This window comes from Klebsiella sp. GW_Kp182 (genome assembly GCF_040062275.1).
Classification (GTDB): domain Bacteria; phylum Pseudomonadota; class Gammaproteobacteria; order Enterobacterales; family Enterobacteriaceae; genus Klebsiella; species Klebsiella michiganensis.
The window spans coordinates 286,101-300,449 of record NZ_JBEAFQ010000007.1 but is presented as its reverse complement, the minus strand read 5'-3'; the positions used below and the strand labels follow the sequence as shown (position 1 = coordinate 300,449).

Here is a 14,349-nt window from a genome sequence, read left to right as displayed (position 1 = left end):
GGCTTCTTCCCGGCTTGCGCTGCGCTTAGCCGGGCTACCGGGCCGCAGATTGCTGGTAACCGTAGCCCGGACAGATGCGCAGCATCGCCTCCGGGGAGGGGGTTAACTCTCGTCGATATCGTCGAGCAGATGCTGAATCAGTAGCGGAATCGGCCGGCCGGAAGCGACGCTTTTACCGCCTTCGCGCCACAGCGCCGTGCCGCTGACGTCGAGATGGGCCCAGGGGATCTCCGGCGGGGAAAAATGGTGCAAAAGCCAGGCGGCGGAGGCGCTGATGGCCGCATTATTGCCGGGCGTATTGCACAGGTCGGCGATTGCGCTTTCGGTCTGCTTCTTCAGCCTGCTATCCAGCGGCAGCGACCAGACCTCATCCCCGCTTTTTATTCCTGCCCGGGTTAACCCCGCCCGCAGCGCGTCGCTTTGCGTCATCAAGCCGCTCAAATCGTAACCCAGCGCCTTAACCACCGCGCCGGTAAGGGTCGCAATATCAATAATATAGTGCGCCTGCGGATGCCGCTGGCTCGCCCAGGCAATGGCATCGGAAAGCACCAGGCGGCCTTCAGCGTCGGTATTATTGATCTCTACCGTCAGGCCATTACAGGCCCGGGCGACGCTGCCCGGCTGCATGGCGGCGGGGCCAATCGCGTTTTCCGCCAGCGCCAGTACGCCCATTACCCGCACCGGTAGCGCCAGCTCGGCGATGCTCAGCATCAGGCCAAGGACGTTGGCCGCGCCGCACATATCGTACTTCATGGTGTACATCCCGGCGCCTTCCTTGAGCCACAGTCCGCCGGTATCAAAGGTGACGCCTTTACCGACGTAGCAGCGAACCGGGCCCTCGCGGACGCCATCATAATGAATCGCCAGCAGGCGCGGCGGGCGTTCAGCGCCTTTACCCACCGCATGCAGCAGGCCGAGCCCTTGTTCGACGATCGCTTTTTCATCCAGAACTTCGCAGCGCAGCGTGGGGATATCCGCGCACAGACGCCGGGCTTCTTCCACCACGTACTGCGGGGTACACTGCTCCGCAGGCAGATCCGCCAGCCGCCGCGCGGCGAGCATGCCGTGCGCCGTGGCCCGTTGACGATGGGCGAGGGTGTTCAGCGCCGACCGCTGTTCGGGTAAGGCATAGAGGGCGAGCTGGCGCAGGCGTGGCCTGGCGGCTTTCACCTGATGCAGGCCCAAATCATCAAGCTGCCAGTCGAGGTTAAACAGTTCGCGCAGCGCTTTGGTTAAAGCGCCGCTGCTCTCTTCCAGCGAAGCGTCGAGGATAAGCGTTTCGCTCACCGGCTTTTTGCATAGCGGCCGCAGCGCCTCGGCCAGGCCATCGTTCAGCGTATCCCTCCACAGCGGTCGCGGAATGAGGGTGATGCGGGCGAAGGGGGAGCAGCCGAAGCGGGTATCCGCCACCTCGCCGCGGGCGGCCTGTTCCACCATTTCCGCGAGCAGGGGAACGGGATTGAGCGGGGCCTGGGCCAGCAGCGTACTGCCGGGCCAGGTCACCAGATGCGCGCCGGTGCAGGCGCTATCCAGTTGATTAATCAGACGATAATCCAGCATGGCTTACTCCTCGATGGGGGCGCGAATGCGTGCGGCATAGGCCTGCATCCATTCGTCGTCCACCGGCCGGTAATGGGTTTTCTCCCGAACGCGCTCGGCGCAGAACACGGTGAGCGGCTGCGTCGCGCTGGCGACGACAAAGGAGAAGGTTTTGATATTGGTGGCGGCGCCGAATTCGCCGCGCCGGTTCATGCACACCACCGAAAGGTCGCCCGCGCGGCCAAAGCGCGACATCAGTTTGTCTTCCAGCTCGCAGACCACCGAGTCCGCCGCCTGCTGCGGCGTCATTCCCTGGGCCATTCGCCGGACGATTTCGTAGCTGGTGCAGCCTTTCATCAGATCTTCACCGACGCCGGTCGCCGTTGCGGCGCCGGTCTCGCTATCGCAGTAGAAACCGGAGCCGATAATCGGCGAATCGCCCAGCCGTCCGCGCTTTTTCATAAACAGGCCGCTGGTGGAGGTGGCAACGCTCATGGAACCCTGTTTATCAAGGCCAATAATGCCCACGGTATCGTGGCCGTCGTAAGGACTGAGGCCTTTATCCAGCGTTTCGCGACAGCGCTTCCGGTAATGCTGCATTGCGCGTTCGGTCAGCATCGCTTTGGCGGCGAATCCCTGGCTTATGGCCCACTCTCTGGCGCCCTGGCCGACCAGCAGACTGTTGTAGCGCTGACGGCTCAGGGCGTGGGCGACTTTCACCGGGTTGGCAATATCCACCAGATTACCGACCGCGCCGAAGGCCAGGGTATCGCCATGCATAAAGGCGGCATCCAGTTCGACCTCGCCGTTTTCCGTCGGCAGGCCGCCGTAGCCCACCGATTTGTACAGCGGAAAATCTTCTACCGCCGCCACCGCATTGACCACGGCGCTGGCGGTATCAGCGCCGGATGCCAGCGCCGCCGCGGCTTCGGTTACGCCTTCCAGCGCCATTCGCCAGGTGGCAATCATTCCCCACATTGGTTTACTCCTGTTTTGCAAGCGTGTTGTCCGTTTCAGCACGGGCGGTGACTTCCGCCGCGCGATACTGCTTATCGACGATGCGCATGAAGGGCAGGTACAGCATGGCGCCAATCAGCAAATTGAGGATCTGCATCACGCTGCCGCTAAGATGCCCGGTGACGATAAAACCGCTGATCACTGGCGGCAGCGTCCAGGGGATAAAGACGCCGGTGGTGACGGCCACCGCGCCGATCTTCATCGCCGCGTACTGCACCGTGACCAGCACCAGCGGCACGAGGTTAAATGGAATCAGCATAATCGGGTTCATGATCACCGGCAGGCCGAAGAGGATAGGCTCATTGATATTAAAAATGGAGGCGCCGGCGCCGAGGCGGGCAACTTCGCGCATATTTTTGCTGCGGGCGAAAATCAGCATCGCTATCACCAGCGATAGCGTTGCGCCCGCGCCGCCCATCCAGATCATATCGAAGAACTGCTCGGTGATAATGTGCGGCGGGGTGACGCCGGCCTGGATAGCGGCGATGTTGTCGGTCTGATTTTCCATCCACAGCGGACGAATGATGCCGTTGATCATCGAACCGGAGTTAATGCCGACCGACCACAGAATGGTAATGCTGAAAACGGTCATCAGCGCGCCGAAGTAGGAGGTACCGTAATGGCGTACCGGCGAGGCGACGACCTCATAAATAAACTGGTGGATGGTGGCGTAGTGCGTGTGCGCAAACCCGATGCGAATCGCCAGGATCAGAATCATCACCAGCAGCGCCGGGATCAGCGCGGCGAAAGACTCCTGCACGGCGGGCGGAACGCCGTCCGGCATCTTAATTACCAGCTTTTTGCGTTTTAGCCAGCAGAAGAGTTCGGTCCACAGCAGCGAACCGATCATGGCGACGAATAAACCTTTGGTGCCGATCCACTCCACGGGGATCACCGTGATGCCGCCGTTTTCTGCGACCTTAATGAACGGCGTGAGGATCAGAAACCCCACCAGCGAGAGGATGCCGCAGGAGATGCGGTCATCGCCGTAGTGCTCCGCCAGACGGTAGGCCACCAGGAAGCTGATAAACAGCGACATTGTGGAAAATACCGCGTTGAACGGGATTTCGATAATTGCGCTCCAGCTCGCGCCGAAGGTGCTGGCCATAAACTGCTGGTAGCTCTGATTGGGGAACGACGAGATCACCAGCAGAATTGAACCGACAATAATAAAAGGCATGAATGAAACGTAGGCGCCGCGAATAGCGCCGAGGTGACGCTGCTGGGCGGTTTTCGCCGCCAGAGGCATCAGTTTGGCTTCAAGAAATCCCAGAACATTGTTCATTGTGAACTCCGTACAAGATCGACAGGGCTGTGTGTGTTATCTATGGCGGATTATGAGAGAAAGCGGTGGGCTGAAAGGTGAAGCGGTTCACATTGTATTCTCTGCAATAATATATATCTCATATGATTAGTTATATTTCCTGTAGAGGATCGTATGGAAATTAAGCTGCACGCTAATGCCACCACCACCCCCAGAACCCGTAAATATCTTCAGGAATCGACGAAAAGCGACCGGGAACTGGCGCAGGAACTGGGGATTTCCATTACTACAGTTCGCCGCTGGCGCAACCGCAGCCAGATTTCCGATAACCACACCACGCCGCATTTGATACACAAAGTACTGAGACAAGAGCAGGAGATTCTCATTAACGCCCTCCGCGATGCGCTGCGCGCCCCGCTGGACGAACTGCTGTTTATGGTGAATGAGGGGCTGGGCATCGCTATTTCCCGCGCCACGCTAAACCGCTATCTGCGTCCGGCCCATGAAGGACGGAAAAATGCCGCGCTGCAGGGGAAAAAAGCGTTAAAGGCGGGAATGCGCGCGGATACCCTGACGCTGCACTATCGCCAGCTGGCGCTGTCGATGGACGACGGCGGTGAACATCATCTGCTCTGGGCGCAGGAGCCGATCAGCGGCTGGTGCTTTGGCCGCATCTATAGCGGGATCTCTCCCGCGCTGGTCGATAGCTGGCTGACCGAGGCGCTGAACGCCTGTCCGGCGCGTATACAATGTCTTGAGATTTATGCTCATAAAGGCTTTCAGCCCGCGCGCGCGGATCTCTCATGCCGGACGGTGGCGATGGCGGAGCGCGGAGCGGTACAGCTCAGCGAACGATTAGCCGACGTTATTCCGGCGCTGGATGAACCGGACGCGACGCTGCAGCGGCTGTGCGCGCTGTGGAACCGGGGACGGGCGCAAAAAAAGCTGGGCGACACGACGCCCCAGGGCTTTCTTGAGTCGTTGAATCAGAACTAACGGTGGCGTCGGAGGCAGGCACGGCAGCCGCGTTTTGCCCGGGCCCCAGAATCTCTGCGACAGCAAAAGAGAGCGCGTTTTTTGTTGGGCCACGCCAGCGGCCCTGGAGGGTCAACCGTTTCGCAGGCCATCAATCGCGCTGTCGCTCAGCAGCATAACCGTTTTTACGCTGACGCTGATCCTGTCGATAATGGCCTGTCGCGGGCCTTCGCGCCAGGCGGGGCTACTGTAGAAGTGCGCCTGGGATGCGTTTAAATGCGTCAGGTCCTCATAGGCCCGGATCAGGTAATAAGCGTCGTTGTCATCAACTGAATTGCCGAAGGAGACGATATCCATTCCGGCGGCGCGATGACAGGGGGCGCTTTGTTCCTTCATTATCCGGTGAAACTCGTTCCCGGTCCCCGGTTTAAGGGTGTAAAGCAAAAACTCTACCGTTTTCATCCTGACGTTTCCTGTTCACATTCACTGAGTTTGCTGCAAGAGAGCACTGTCCGGCTATTAGAACAACTCCCCGTGGTTTTGTCGCTTCTCTTTGGCATGAGGGCAGCGCGGGTTGCATTTCTCACTTCTTTTTTGATATGTTATATCATAACATTTTGGCATTATAAAATATGTGACTATTTACCTTTCTTTTTAAATGATAATGATTATCATCACTACCTGCCGATCAAAATTCAAAAGAGCGCGTGTTTCGCTCATCCACGCTGAAGAGAGAGGGAGCGGCGGCTAATGGAGGAGAGTTTGACAAAGAGTGGAAAAGCCGATGATCCCGTGCTTAGCGTCAATATCGCATCATTGCCGCGGCCCGGCGGCGGGGAAATGCTCTCCGGCATTCATTTCAGCGCCGGTAAAGGAGAGTGTCTGGCCGTCATTGGGCCCAACGGCAGCGGGAAAACCTCTTTATTACGCGCGATAGATTGCCAACTGCCGTCGCGGGATGGCGACGTTCGGTTATATGGCCGCTCCATTGCCGCATTAACCCGGCAGCAGCGAGCCCGGCAGATCGCGGTGCTTGCGCAGAATGATACCCCCGACCTGCGTCTGGCGCTTGAGGATTATGTCGCCCTCGGGCGGATTCCCCACGCCCGGGACATGTCGCGTCGCGAACACGACATCATCGTAACCCGCGCGATTAACGATACGGGATTGCAGAGGCTGCGCAAGCGACCGCTCTCCGTGTTATCCGGTGGTGAGAGACAACGGGCGGCGCTGGCGCGGGTACTGGCCCAGGCGCCAAAACTGCTGCTGCTGGATGAGCCCACCAACCACCTTGATCCCCACGGCAGAGTGGAGCTGCTGTCATTAGTGAAAAGCCAGGGAATCACGGTCGTTGCGGTATTGCACGATCTTTCCCTGATTGACGCCTTTGCCGATCGGGTTTTGCTTTTATCGCAAGGGCGCGCCGTGGCCTGGGATGTGCCGGAGCGCGTGCTTGTTTCACAACGGCTTTACCCGGTCTTCGGCTTGACCAGCTTTACCGTACCGCATCCCATGACCGGGAAGGCGCTGCGGATTTTTGAGGTGCCAGGCTATGCCTGATAAATTACCGGAGGATAACGCAGCATGAATAAATGGTTTGCAGGGACGATGGCGTTTCTTTTTATTTCAGCGGCGAACGCGGCGGATTTTCCCGTCACGATTGACAGCTGCGGAACGCCGGTGACCTTCACTCAGGCGCCGAAAAGGGCGGTCATCCACGACCTTAATATGTCTGAAATGGCTTTTGCTCTCGGGTTGCAGGACCGCATCGTTGGCTTAACCGGCATTACCGGATGGTACAAAATGACCCCGGAATTTAAACATCAGATGAGATCAATTCCCGAGCTGGCGCCGAAATATCCCTCTCTGGAGACGCTGCTGGCGGCAAATCCTGATTTCTTTTTCGCCGGCTGGAATTACGGCATGAAGGTCGGCGGGGAGGTCACGCCTTCCGTGCTCGAAACATACGGCATCAAAACCTTTGTGCTGAGCGAGAGCTGCGTCTTTACCGCCTCTCAGAAACAAAAAGCGAGTATGGACCTGCTGTATAACGATGAGCTGACGCTGGGTAAGATTTTTGGCAAGCAGCAAGAGGCCCGTACGCTGGTCGACGGCTGGAAAAAAACGCTGAATGCGCTGCCTAAGCCGCCGCAGGGCGTGCAGCCATTAAAGGTGTTTGTCTATGATTCCGGCGAAGATAAGCCCTTTACCAGCGGACGGTACGCCATGCCGACCGCGATTATCGAAGCGGCGGGAGGGAAAAACGTGATGGACGACCTGGAGATGAGCTGGGGGACCACCTCCTGGGAGAGCGTGGCGACGGCGGAACCCGATTTTATTATTCTTCTCGATTATCAGACCGGCAGCGGCGCTGATTCGCTGCGCCGTTTCCTCGAAAATCATCCGTTAATGAAACAGACGCCGGCGGTGAAGCGGCAGCGTTATCTGAAGCTGCAATATGCTGAGTTGACGCCCGGCCCGGCGAATATCAACGCGGCCGAAAAGCTGGCTCATGCGATGTATCCTGCGGCCCACCAATGAGCGGGACTCACTATCGCTACTACTGGGCCGCGTGGGGGGCGCTGCCGTTATTAGCCGGCTTGATGCTGCTCAGCGTGGCTAAAGGCAGCGTGCCGCTGTCGCTTACCCAGGTTCTCGGCGCCTTGCGGCTGCTGGATGTGCCGGTTTCGGAGATGATCGGACGTATTGTCATTGATTTGCGCGTGCCAAGAACGCTGCTGGCGGTGCTGGCGGGCGCGGTGCTGGCCATCGTGGGCGGTCTACTACAGACCACCACGCGCAACGATCTGGCCGATCCTTTTTTATTCGGGCTTTCCTCCGGCGCATCGGCGGGAGCGGTACTGGTGATCACCCGATTCGGTGAGCGGCTTGGCGCGCTGACGCTGCCGGTGTCGGCATTCGTTGGCGGCATCTGCTCGGCGGTGGCGGTGATGCTGCTGTTTCATTTTAAAAAGCAGCGTGGCGCAGAGCACCTGGTGATCTGCGGGTTGGCGATCTCCTTTTTATTCGGCGCGCTGACCAGCTATCTGATTTTCTCGGGCGACCAGCGGGCCGCCAGCTCGGTGCTGTTCTGGTCGCTGGGTGGGCTCGGTCTGGCGCGCTGGGATAATTTGCCCTACGCCCTGTTCAGTCTGCTGCTTCTAGGCGCATTCATACTCCTGCGCTGGCGCTCCCTGGATGGCTTACTGGCCGGTGAGCAGACCGCGCAGTCGCTGGGCATTAACGTTACCCGCCTGCGAATGGAGGTGTTTTTCTGCTGCGCGTTAGCAACGTCGCTGCTGGTGGCCCTGACCGGGGTGATTGGCTTTATCGGCCTGATGGTGCCGCATATGTGCCGCTATTTTTCTGGCGTAAAACATCTGCTGCTGCTTCCTTTATGCGGCCTGTGGGGCGCGGTGCTACTGTGCGGCGGTGATATCGTCAGCAGGACGCTGCTGGCTCCGCAGGAGCTGCCTATCGGGATCATTACGGCCGGCATCGGTGGTCTCTTCATTATTATTTTGCTGGCCAGAAACCGTTCATAAACTGAGTCGCGCCGGGTCGCTGCCTGGCGCAGACTTAAACGAAGGGCAAACAAATGCCCGGAAGTCAGCGCGCGCATGCGCTTCGGTTCATGCGCAATTCCCTCATTGGTAGTTTTATCTTTTGATAAATTAATTTTTTCAATGTTATTCGTTAATTATCATCTCTGTCGTAGAGTGATATGCTGCTAATCTCTCTTTAACCGATGCATCGTAAGAAAAATCCTAAAGTAAGTGTGGGGATGAGCGCTGTCTCCGGGCCAGTGAAAATCCCATGGTTTACATTTCGCAGGGATTTTTCTGAAATTCACTCGTCTGGACAATAAATATTAAACAAACTTATAATTCACCCACTTCACTCATGGGTATATCCCCATGGCGCCTATTATACGCATTTCTATAAAGGATGATTGCACTTTCATGAGGGAAAGGAATGTTAACTATTTTCAGCCATAATCATTTTTTTAAGAAAGCCATGCGTCTGAAAATAAACGACATAAAAGCGGTCAGAAAGGCGAATCTGGTCGATTTGTGCTTAACAAAGTACGCATCCAGCAGCTACGCGCAGTTCCATTTTTTGATAAACAGCTTTGAAATGAAAAAGAATTTTGTTTGTTTCCGGGTTGAAGGTAATATTATTTGTTTGATAAACAAAAGGCGCACCGCACATATCGCCAGTATTATCGCCAGAGTGACTGATGGCATCCCCGTGGGAGAGGACATCACGTTAACAGAGAGAGAATTTCAGTATATTTTTATTATGAAATTTACCGTACTGGCAAAAGATTACCCGGAGCTGCTCGGCATTTCGCCCAAGGCCTACAGCAGCTATAAAAGAAGATTAATTGAGAAGTTCGGCTTTAACTCATTTCATGCGCTACTGGCGCTGTCTAATTATTTACACGCTTTTTCGCTGCTCGATAAATTTACGCCGGATTAATTGCTGCACCTGCATGCGTGACTATACCTTTATCTTCGCACTCTCATCTTATTTTTCCGCCTGCCACGACTGTTAAGGAGCGCACTCACAAAGTGTCTCTTTTTCATGTCATCTATCCCATGTCTTGCCTCAAAGGGCGAGCGGGGGACAAAGGAACCCCACCACGATCTGTTCTCGTCATTTCTGGCGCTTTGGGACCGCGGCATCAGCGTCTATAATCCGCACAGCGATGTGTTCCGCGAGCGGCGAAGCTAATCGTCTGTTGAAAATAGCATTAAGCCTTACGACAACCTGATTGCCGTAAGCTGCCCAACTACAATAAAGGCTTATATGAAACAAATGACGTTGAGTGACCTTCGGCAACAAAGCGAACAGGCTGTAGCTTCGCCTCGCTTGCGTGCCCATCGTAATTTCCACCCTGACTTAAGCGATCCGGTGCAACGCCTGGCCGTCGCTATGGAGCCGGGTACCTATGTTCGGCCTCACCGCCACCCGCACACTTTTGAACTGCTGACATCCCTTAGCGGGCGTTTTGTGGTGTTGACCTTTGATGATGCTGGCAAAGTGACCGAGCGCGTGGTGTTAGGCGAAGAGTGTAAGGTGCTGGAGATGGCGGCGGGTACCTGGCATGCCGTGCTGTCGATGCATAAAGGCGGCGTAATTTTTGAGGTTAAATACGGTGGTTACCAGCCGGTTTCTGAGCAAGACGCGGCCCCGTGGGCGCCAGCTGAAAATGCGCCGGGAACCGCCGAGCTAATGAAGTGGTACGCCCGGGCGCAAGTGGGTGATGGCGGTTTTACCCTGTAATCCAGGCATTGCGCGGGGAGCAGCCCGCGCCAGCTTCCTTTTACCCCCGATACGGATAAGCCGTTCCCGGCGCGTCAGCGGCTTATCAAACTGGTGATAAGTTCCTGGCTCTATTTATTCATAGCATTTATTCATAGTTAAACTTATCCCCTGAAATAGGGCTGACGATATCCCTTTCACGGAAGTGTTAAACACATCTTAAACCACTATGCTATAATTTTTACGGTTTTTGTAAAGAATCTTCAATAAAGAAATGTGGTCATTTCGGCGCTATAATTTATCTGCGGGAAAGGATCGGAATATACTCATTAATAGCCACTTATGGGAATCAATTCCTTTATGAACAAGCATTAATGATTGGTTGTTTAAATTATAACATATTGATTTTTATAGTTTTTAACAAATTGCAATCTTTAATTTATCTAATCATTAGAATTTCCTTATGATAATTTATCTATTTTAGTTAAACCTTCTGCATTTCTGGGTTGCGTAAGGCGTGATTCAGAATATTTGCCAACGCAAGCAGTGAATGATTGATGTACATCAATTAACAACCGCTGTTGTCGTCACAGTTATGGTATTTGGTCTAAAAAACTGGAACTTTTAATTTCAAGTCTCTTTGCGAATTATCGCATAATAGCCTCGCTCAGAAGGCATCTGAGATTTGATATTTTATTAATAGTTAGGGACGAAATAATATGAAATTAAAATTACTAACAGTGGCCGTCTCTACACTTCTTGCTGCAGGAACCGTGCAGGCAGCTGAAGTGTATAACAAGGACGGAAACAAACTCGACCTCTACGGGAAAGTGACCGGCCTGCATTATTTCTCCAGCGATAACTCCGAGGATGGCGATCAGACCTATGCCCGTCTGGGCTTCAAGGGGGAAACCCAGATCAACGACCAACTGATTGGCTACGGCCAGTGGGAATATAACTTCAGCGCCAATAACGTTGAAGGCGACAACTCCGGCGACAAAACGCGTCTCGCGTTTGCCGGCCTCAAGTTTGGCGAATTTGGCTCTCTGGACTACGGCCGTAACTACGGCGTCGCCTATGATATCGGCGCCTGGACCGATATGCTGCCGGAGTTTGGCGGCGATACCTGGACCCAGACCGATGTCTTCGCCACCGCGCGTACCACCGGCGTTGCCACCTACCGTAACAGCGGTTTCTTCGGCCTGGTTGACGGCCTGAACGTCGCCGTACAGTACCAGGGCAAAGAAGAGGGCAACGGTCGCGATCTGGCGAAACAGCATGGCGACGGCTGGGGTCTGGCCTCGACCTATGAGTACGAAGGATTTGGCGTAGGCGCGGCCTACGCGGCATCCGATCGCACCGATGCGCAGGTCAGGGAAGGGCGCGTGAATCCTGACTTCTACGCCCGTGGCGAAAAAGCGGAAGTGTGGGCGGCCGGTCTGAAGTACGATGCTAATAACATCTACCTGGCAACCACCTATGCGGAAACCCGCAACATGACGAAGTTTGGTAAAGGCTATATCGCCAATACCGCGCAGAACTTTGAAGTTGTGGCCCAGTATCAGTTCGATTTTGGCCTGCGTCCGTCCATCGCCTACCTGAAATCAAAAGGCAAAGATCTGGGCCGCTACGGCGACCAGGATCTGGTTGAATACGTAGATGTCGGCGCGACTTACTACTTCAATAAAAACATGTCTACCTATGTGGACTACAAAATCAACCTGCTGGATGACACCAGGTTCACCAAAGATGCCAGCATCAGCACCGATAACATCGTTGCCGTGGGCATAACCTACCAGTTCTAAGACAACGCCTTTTATTGAACCATGCCTGCCAGCTTACCCTCCTGGCAGGCATTTTTGTGCTTGAACGCAGGGCGAGACGAAAAAGCCCGACGCCGTTTCCCGCGCCGGGCTGAGTGAGAAAAGGGGGAGTTTACGGCGCGGTACTGAAAAACTCGCCGAATTTCACCGCCAGCCAGCCCACCGGGGTGGTGGCTCCGCCCACGATATTAGTGATTTCCGCCATCCCTTCCGGCACCGGAATGTTAGAGTTGACCGCCGCCTGGGTGTATTCCCGCGAAATATCCGTCCCGACGTACAAAATACAGGTGACCACCAGCGTGCCGGTGATAAACATGCGGAACATATTGCGTTTGCAGAACGGCGTCACCATCGCCAGCAGGAACATCAGCGAGGCCAGATCGACAAACGGCAGCACGCGGTTGCCCGGCAGAATAATCGCCAGCACCACCGCCATGGGGATCAGCAGCAGCCCGGTCGCCAGCACCGAGGGTTCGCCAATAAGCAGCGCGGTATCCATGCCGATATAGAAGTCGCGGTTGGGAAATTTCGCTTTCAGCTTCGCTTCCGCGGCATCGCGCACGATAAGCAGACCCTGCACTAAAATTTCGATCATTTTCGGCAGCAGCAGCATGGCGGCGGAAACTTTAATCGCCAGCGACACCGCGGCTGCAACATCGTATCCGGCAAGGAAGGCCAGCAGCAGCCCCAGCACGAAGCCCAGGGTCAGCGGTTCACCGAAGACGCCGAATTTTTTATTAATACTTTCCGGGTCGAAATTAATTTTATTAATCAGCGGGATCTTATCAATAATATAGTTACAGGCAATACCAAACGGCACGTAGGTTATACAGGTAAGATGGGGGAATGATATCCCTTTAAGATTATAGTTTTTTTGCAAATACGGTGCGGTTAAATCCGCCGCCAGCAGGGTTAAGATAAATATGCCGAAGGTAATGCCAACGGAGAGCCAGTAGTTACCGGTGCCGGCATACACAACCGACCCCATAATCAGGAAAATCCAGTAGTTGAATATATCGATATTTACCGTTTTGGTTAATTTAAGCAGCAGCATGGCGATATTGATAACAATAAATCCCACGACCACCGGCAGCATCAGCGGCGAGCCCCAGCCGATAGTGGAGGCGGTCGGCCAGCCGGTATCGACCACCGTCAGGTGCAGACCGATGCGTTCAACCATGGCCTGCGACGCCGGGCCGAGGTTGGTCAACAGCAGGCCGATCACCAGACCCACCCCTTCAAAACCGATACCGACCAGCATCCCGGCTTTAAATGCGGTGCCAATTTTAACGCCGAAGCACAGGGCGATAATAAAGAATATTACTGGCATCATCACTGATGCCCCCAGACTAATAATGCTGTTGATAATATCCATAATATTTCCTTAAAAGGCGGCCGAATTGGGCGCGAGCGAACCCGTGCCCAATGGGCCGTAGCAAAAACCTTAAGCGGCTCTTTTAATATTTAACCGAGTTGCTTCAGCAAGATCTCAGAAAAAATCTTCGGCGAATTGCTGAAGGCATCAATAGTACTGCCGGCAATATGCGGCGTTATCGTGACGTTATTCAGCGAATAAAACGCGCTATCGTCCGGCAGCGGCTCATCATCAAAAGTGTCGAGGGCGGCGCCCATGATTTTACCGTCCTGCAGCGCGGCGATCAGATCGCCTTCATTAATTAAGCCGGAGCGTGCGGTATTGACGATAATGGCGCTCTCCTTCATTAATTCAAAATGATGTGCGTTAATCAGGTTTTCCGTTTCCGGGGTCATGCGGGCATGCAGCGAAATCACATCCGCACGGCGAACCAGCTCATCGAGAGAGTCCACCTTTTCATAGCTGTCATGGCCGGGGACGTACTTATCGTAAAAGATAATCTCGCTGCCGAAACCGCGCAGGAAGCCGGCCACCAGCTGAGCGATATGCCCCAGCCCGACCAGACCCACCACTTTGCCGCCCAGTTCAGGAATGGCCCGGTGGTTAGGACTCTCTTTGCGCCAGAACTTATCGCGCAGCGCATCGTGCGAGCGGGCGATGTTGCGCATTTCCGCCAGAATCATGCCGACGGTAAACTCCGCCACGCTGCGGGCATTACGCCCCGGCGTGTTCATTACCTCAACTCCGCGCGCTTTGGCCTCCGCCTGATTAACGTTTTCAATGCCGCCGCGCAGCACGCCAACGTATTTAAGCTTTGGCAGCTTGTCGAATACCGCCGCGTTAACCGGGGCGAACTGGACGATCAGGATCTCAACCTCCTCAGCGCCCTGAAGCAGGGCGGCAGGCAGAGCCACCGCTTCGGAGCCTTGCTGTTCAACCAGTAAATTATCCTCCTGCAGTTTTTCAATCGATTCGTGCGACCATTCGCGCACTTCCACTGTAATACCTTTATCTTTCAGCGCTTTCAGACCCGCGTCCATCATCGCTGCATTGATAAACAGATCGGCAATTGCCAGACATTTCATAAT

At 55.1% G+C, this 14,349-nt stretch carries 13 protein-coding genes; 7 read left to right on the top strand and 6 right to left on the bottom strand.

All coding sequences use genetic code 11. The features are described 5' to 3' along the window. Positions 1-102: 102 nt before the first annotated feature. Genes ABLU88_RS09855 through celB form a run of 3 tightly spaced genes read right to left on the bottom strand, consistent with a single transcriptional unit; the run spans position 103 to position 3,841 of the window. A complete protein-coding gene (locus ABLU88_RS09855) occupies positions 103-1,560 on the bottom strand; it encodes a leucyl aminopeptidase family protein (RefSeq protein ID WP_348836421.1) in 1,458 nt (485 codons plus the stop codon). Between the two features lie 3 nt (positions 1,561-1,563). After that, positions 1,564-2,517, bottom strand: coding sequence for a N(4)-(beta-N-acetylglucosaminyl)-L-asparaginase (locus tag ABLU88_RS09850; RefSeq protein ID WP_009652191.1), 954 nt, complete (start codon positions 2,515-2,517; stop codon positions 1,564-1,566). Positions 2,518-2,521: 4 nt separating this feature from the next. Further along, positions 2,522-3,841 (bottom strand): PTS cellobiose transporter subunit IIC, encoded by a 1,320-nt coding sequence (gene celB / locus ABLU88_RS09845; protein ID WP_004851095.1) that lies wholly within the window; start codon positions 3,839-3,841, stop codon positions 2,522-2,524. A 153-nt stretch (positions 3,842-3,994) separates the two neighbouring features. On the opposite strand from celB, the gene ABLU88_RS09840 reads away from it, so the two are divergent. Then, the gene (locus tag ABLU88_RS09840) at positions 3,995-4,816 is read left to right on the top strand and encodes a homeodomain-like domain protein (RefSeq protein WP_038424545.1); all 822 of its coding nucleotides are present in this window, start codon (positions 3,995-3,997) and stop codon (positions 4,814-4,816) included. Between the two features lie 111 nt (positions 4,817-4,927). On the opposite strand, the gene ABLU88_RS09835 is transcribed toward ABLU88_RS09840, so the two are convergent. Then, positions 4,928-5,257 (bottom strand): NIPSNAP family protein, encoded by a 330-nt coding sequence (locus tag ABLU88_RS09835; RefSeq protein WP_004851091.1) that lies wholly within the window; start codon positions 5,255-5,257, stop codon positions 4,928-4,930. Positions 5,258-5,545: 288 nt separating this feature from the next. Between ABLU88_RS09835 and ABLU88_RS09830 the strand changes: the two genes are divergently transcribed. From ABLU88_RS09830 to ompC, 6 genes are all read left to right on the top strand, one after another. Next, positions 5,546-6,355, top strand: coding sequence for an ABC transporter ATP-binding protein (locus ABLU88_RS09830; protein WP_348836418.1), 810 nt, complete (start codon positions 5,546-5,548; stop codon positions 6,353-6,355). Between the two features lie 24 nt (positions 6,356-6,379). Next, positions 6,380-7,336 (top strand): ABC transporter substrate-binding protein, encoded by a 957-nt coding sequence (locus ABLU88_RS09825; RefSeq protein WP_049084083.1) that lies wholly within the window; start codon positions 6,380-6,382, stop codon positions 7,334-7,336. Continuing rightward, the gene (locus tag ABLU88_RS09820; protein ID WP_049079373.1) at positions 7,333-8,340 is read left to right on the top strand and encodes an iron ABC transporter permease; all 1,008 of its coding nucleotides are present in this window, start codon (positions 7,333-7,335) and stop codon (positions 8,338-8,340) included. Before ABLU88_RS09825 ends, ABLU88_RS09820 begins: the two co-directional genes overlap by 4 nt. A 430-nt stretch (positions 8,341-8,770) precedes the next feature. Then, positions 8,771-9,277, top strand: coding sequence for a hypothetical protein (locus ABLU88_RS09815; RefSeq protein WP_048252274.1), 507 nt, complete (start codon positions 8,771-8,773; stop codon positions 9,275-9,277). Positions 9,278-9,607: 330 nt separating this feature from the next. Then, on the top strand, positions 9,608-10,084 hold the full coding sequence (locus ABLU88_RS09810) for a WbuC family cupin fold metalloprotein (protein WP_348836417.1): 477 nt from the start codon (positions 9,608-9,610) through the stop codon (positions 10,082-10,084). A gap of 698 nt (positions 10,085-10,782) precedes the next feature. Beyond that, positions 10,783-11,868, top strand: a complete 1,086-nt coding sequence (ompC, locus tag ABLU88_RS09805) for a porin OmpC (protein ID WP_049084085.1) — start codon at positions 10,783-10,785, stop codon at positions 11,866-11,868. A 130-nt stretch (positions 11,869-11,998) separates the two neighbouring features. On the opposite strand, the gene ABLU88_RS09800 is transcribed toward ompC, so the two are convergent. Continuing rightward, positions 11,999-13,261, bottom strand: a complete 1,263-nt coding sequence (locus ABLU88_RS09800) for a PTS transporter subunit IIC (RefSeq protein ID WP_004851075.1) — start codon at positions 13,259-13,261, stop codon at positions 11,999-12,001. 89 nt (positions 13,262-13,350) lie between these two features. Further along, on the bottom strand, positions 13,351-14,346 hold the full coding sequence (locus ABLU88_RS09795; protein ID WP_025106269.1) for a 2-hydroxyacid dehydrogenase: 996 nt from the start codon (positions 14,344-14,346) through the stop codon (positions 13,351-13,353). Between the last annotated feature and the right edge of the window lie 3 nt (positions 14,347-14,349).

Bases quoted from the DNA above. Each gene is read 5' to 3' on its own strand.
- ABLU88_RS09855 (WP_348836421.1), bottom strand. From the start codon at position 1,560: ATGCTGGATTATCGTCTGATTAATCAACTGGATAGCGCCTGCACCGGC.
- ABLU88_RS09850 (WP_009652191.1), bottom strand. From the start codon at position 2,517: ATGTGGGGAATGATTGCCACCTGGCGAATGGCGCTGGAAGGCGTAACC.
- celB (WP_004851095.1), bottom strand. From the start codon at position 3,841: ATGAACAATGTTCTGGGATTTCTTGAAGCCAAACTGATGCCTCTGGCG.
- ABLU88_RS09840 (WP_038424545.1), top strand. From the start codon at position 3,995: ATGGAAATTAAGCTGCACGCTAATGCCACCACCACCCCCAGAACCCGT.
- ABLU88_RS09835 (WP_004851091.1), bottom strand. From the start codon at position 5,257: ATGAAAACGGTAGAGTTTTTGCTTTACACCCTTAAACCGGGGACCGGG.
- ABLU88_RS09830 (WP_348836418.1), top strand. From the start codon at position 5,546: ATGGAGGAGAGTTTGACAAAGAGTGGAAAAGCCGATGATCCCGTGCTT.
- ABLU88_RS09825 (WP_049084083.1), top strand. From the start codon at position 6,380: ATGAATAAATGGTTTGCAGGGACGATGGCGTTTCTTTTTATTTCAGCG.
- ABLU88_RS09820 (WP_049079373.1), top strand. From the start codon at position 7,333: ATGAGCGGGACTCACTATCGCTACTACTGGGCCGCGTGGGGGGCGCTG.
- ABLU88_RS09815 (WP_048252274.1), top strand. From the start codon at position 8,771: ATGTTAACTATTTTCAGCCATAATCATTTTTTTAAGAAAGCCATGCGT.
- ABLU88_RS09810 (WP_348836417.1), top strand. From the start codon at position 9,608: ATGAAACAAATGACGTTGAGTGACCTTCGGCAACAAAGCGAACAGGCT.
- ompC (WP_049084085.1), top strand. From the start codon at position 10,783: ATGAAATTAAAATTACTAACAGTGGCCGTCTCTACACTTCTTGCTGCA.
- ABLU88_RS09800 (WP_004851075.1), bottom strand. From the start codon at position 13,261: ATGGATATTATCAACAGCATTATTAGTCTGGGGGCATCAGTGATGATG.
- ABLU88_RS09795 (WP_025106269.1), bottom strand. From the start codon at position 14,346: ATGAAATGTCTGGCAATTGCCGATCTGTTTATCAATGCAGCGATGATG.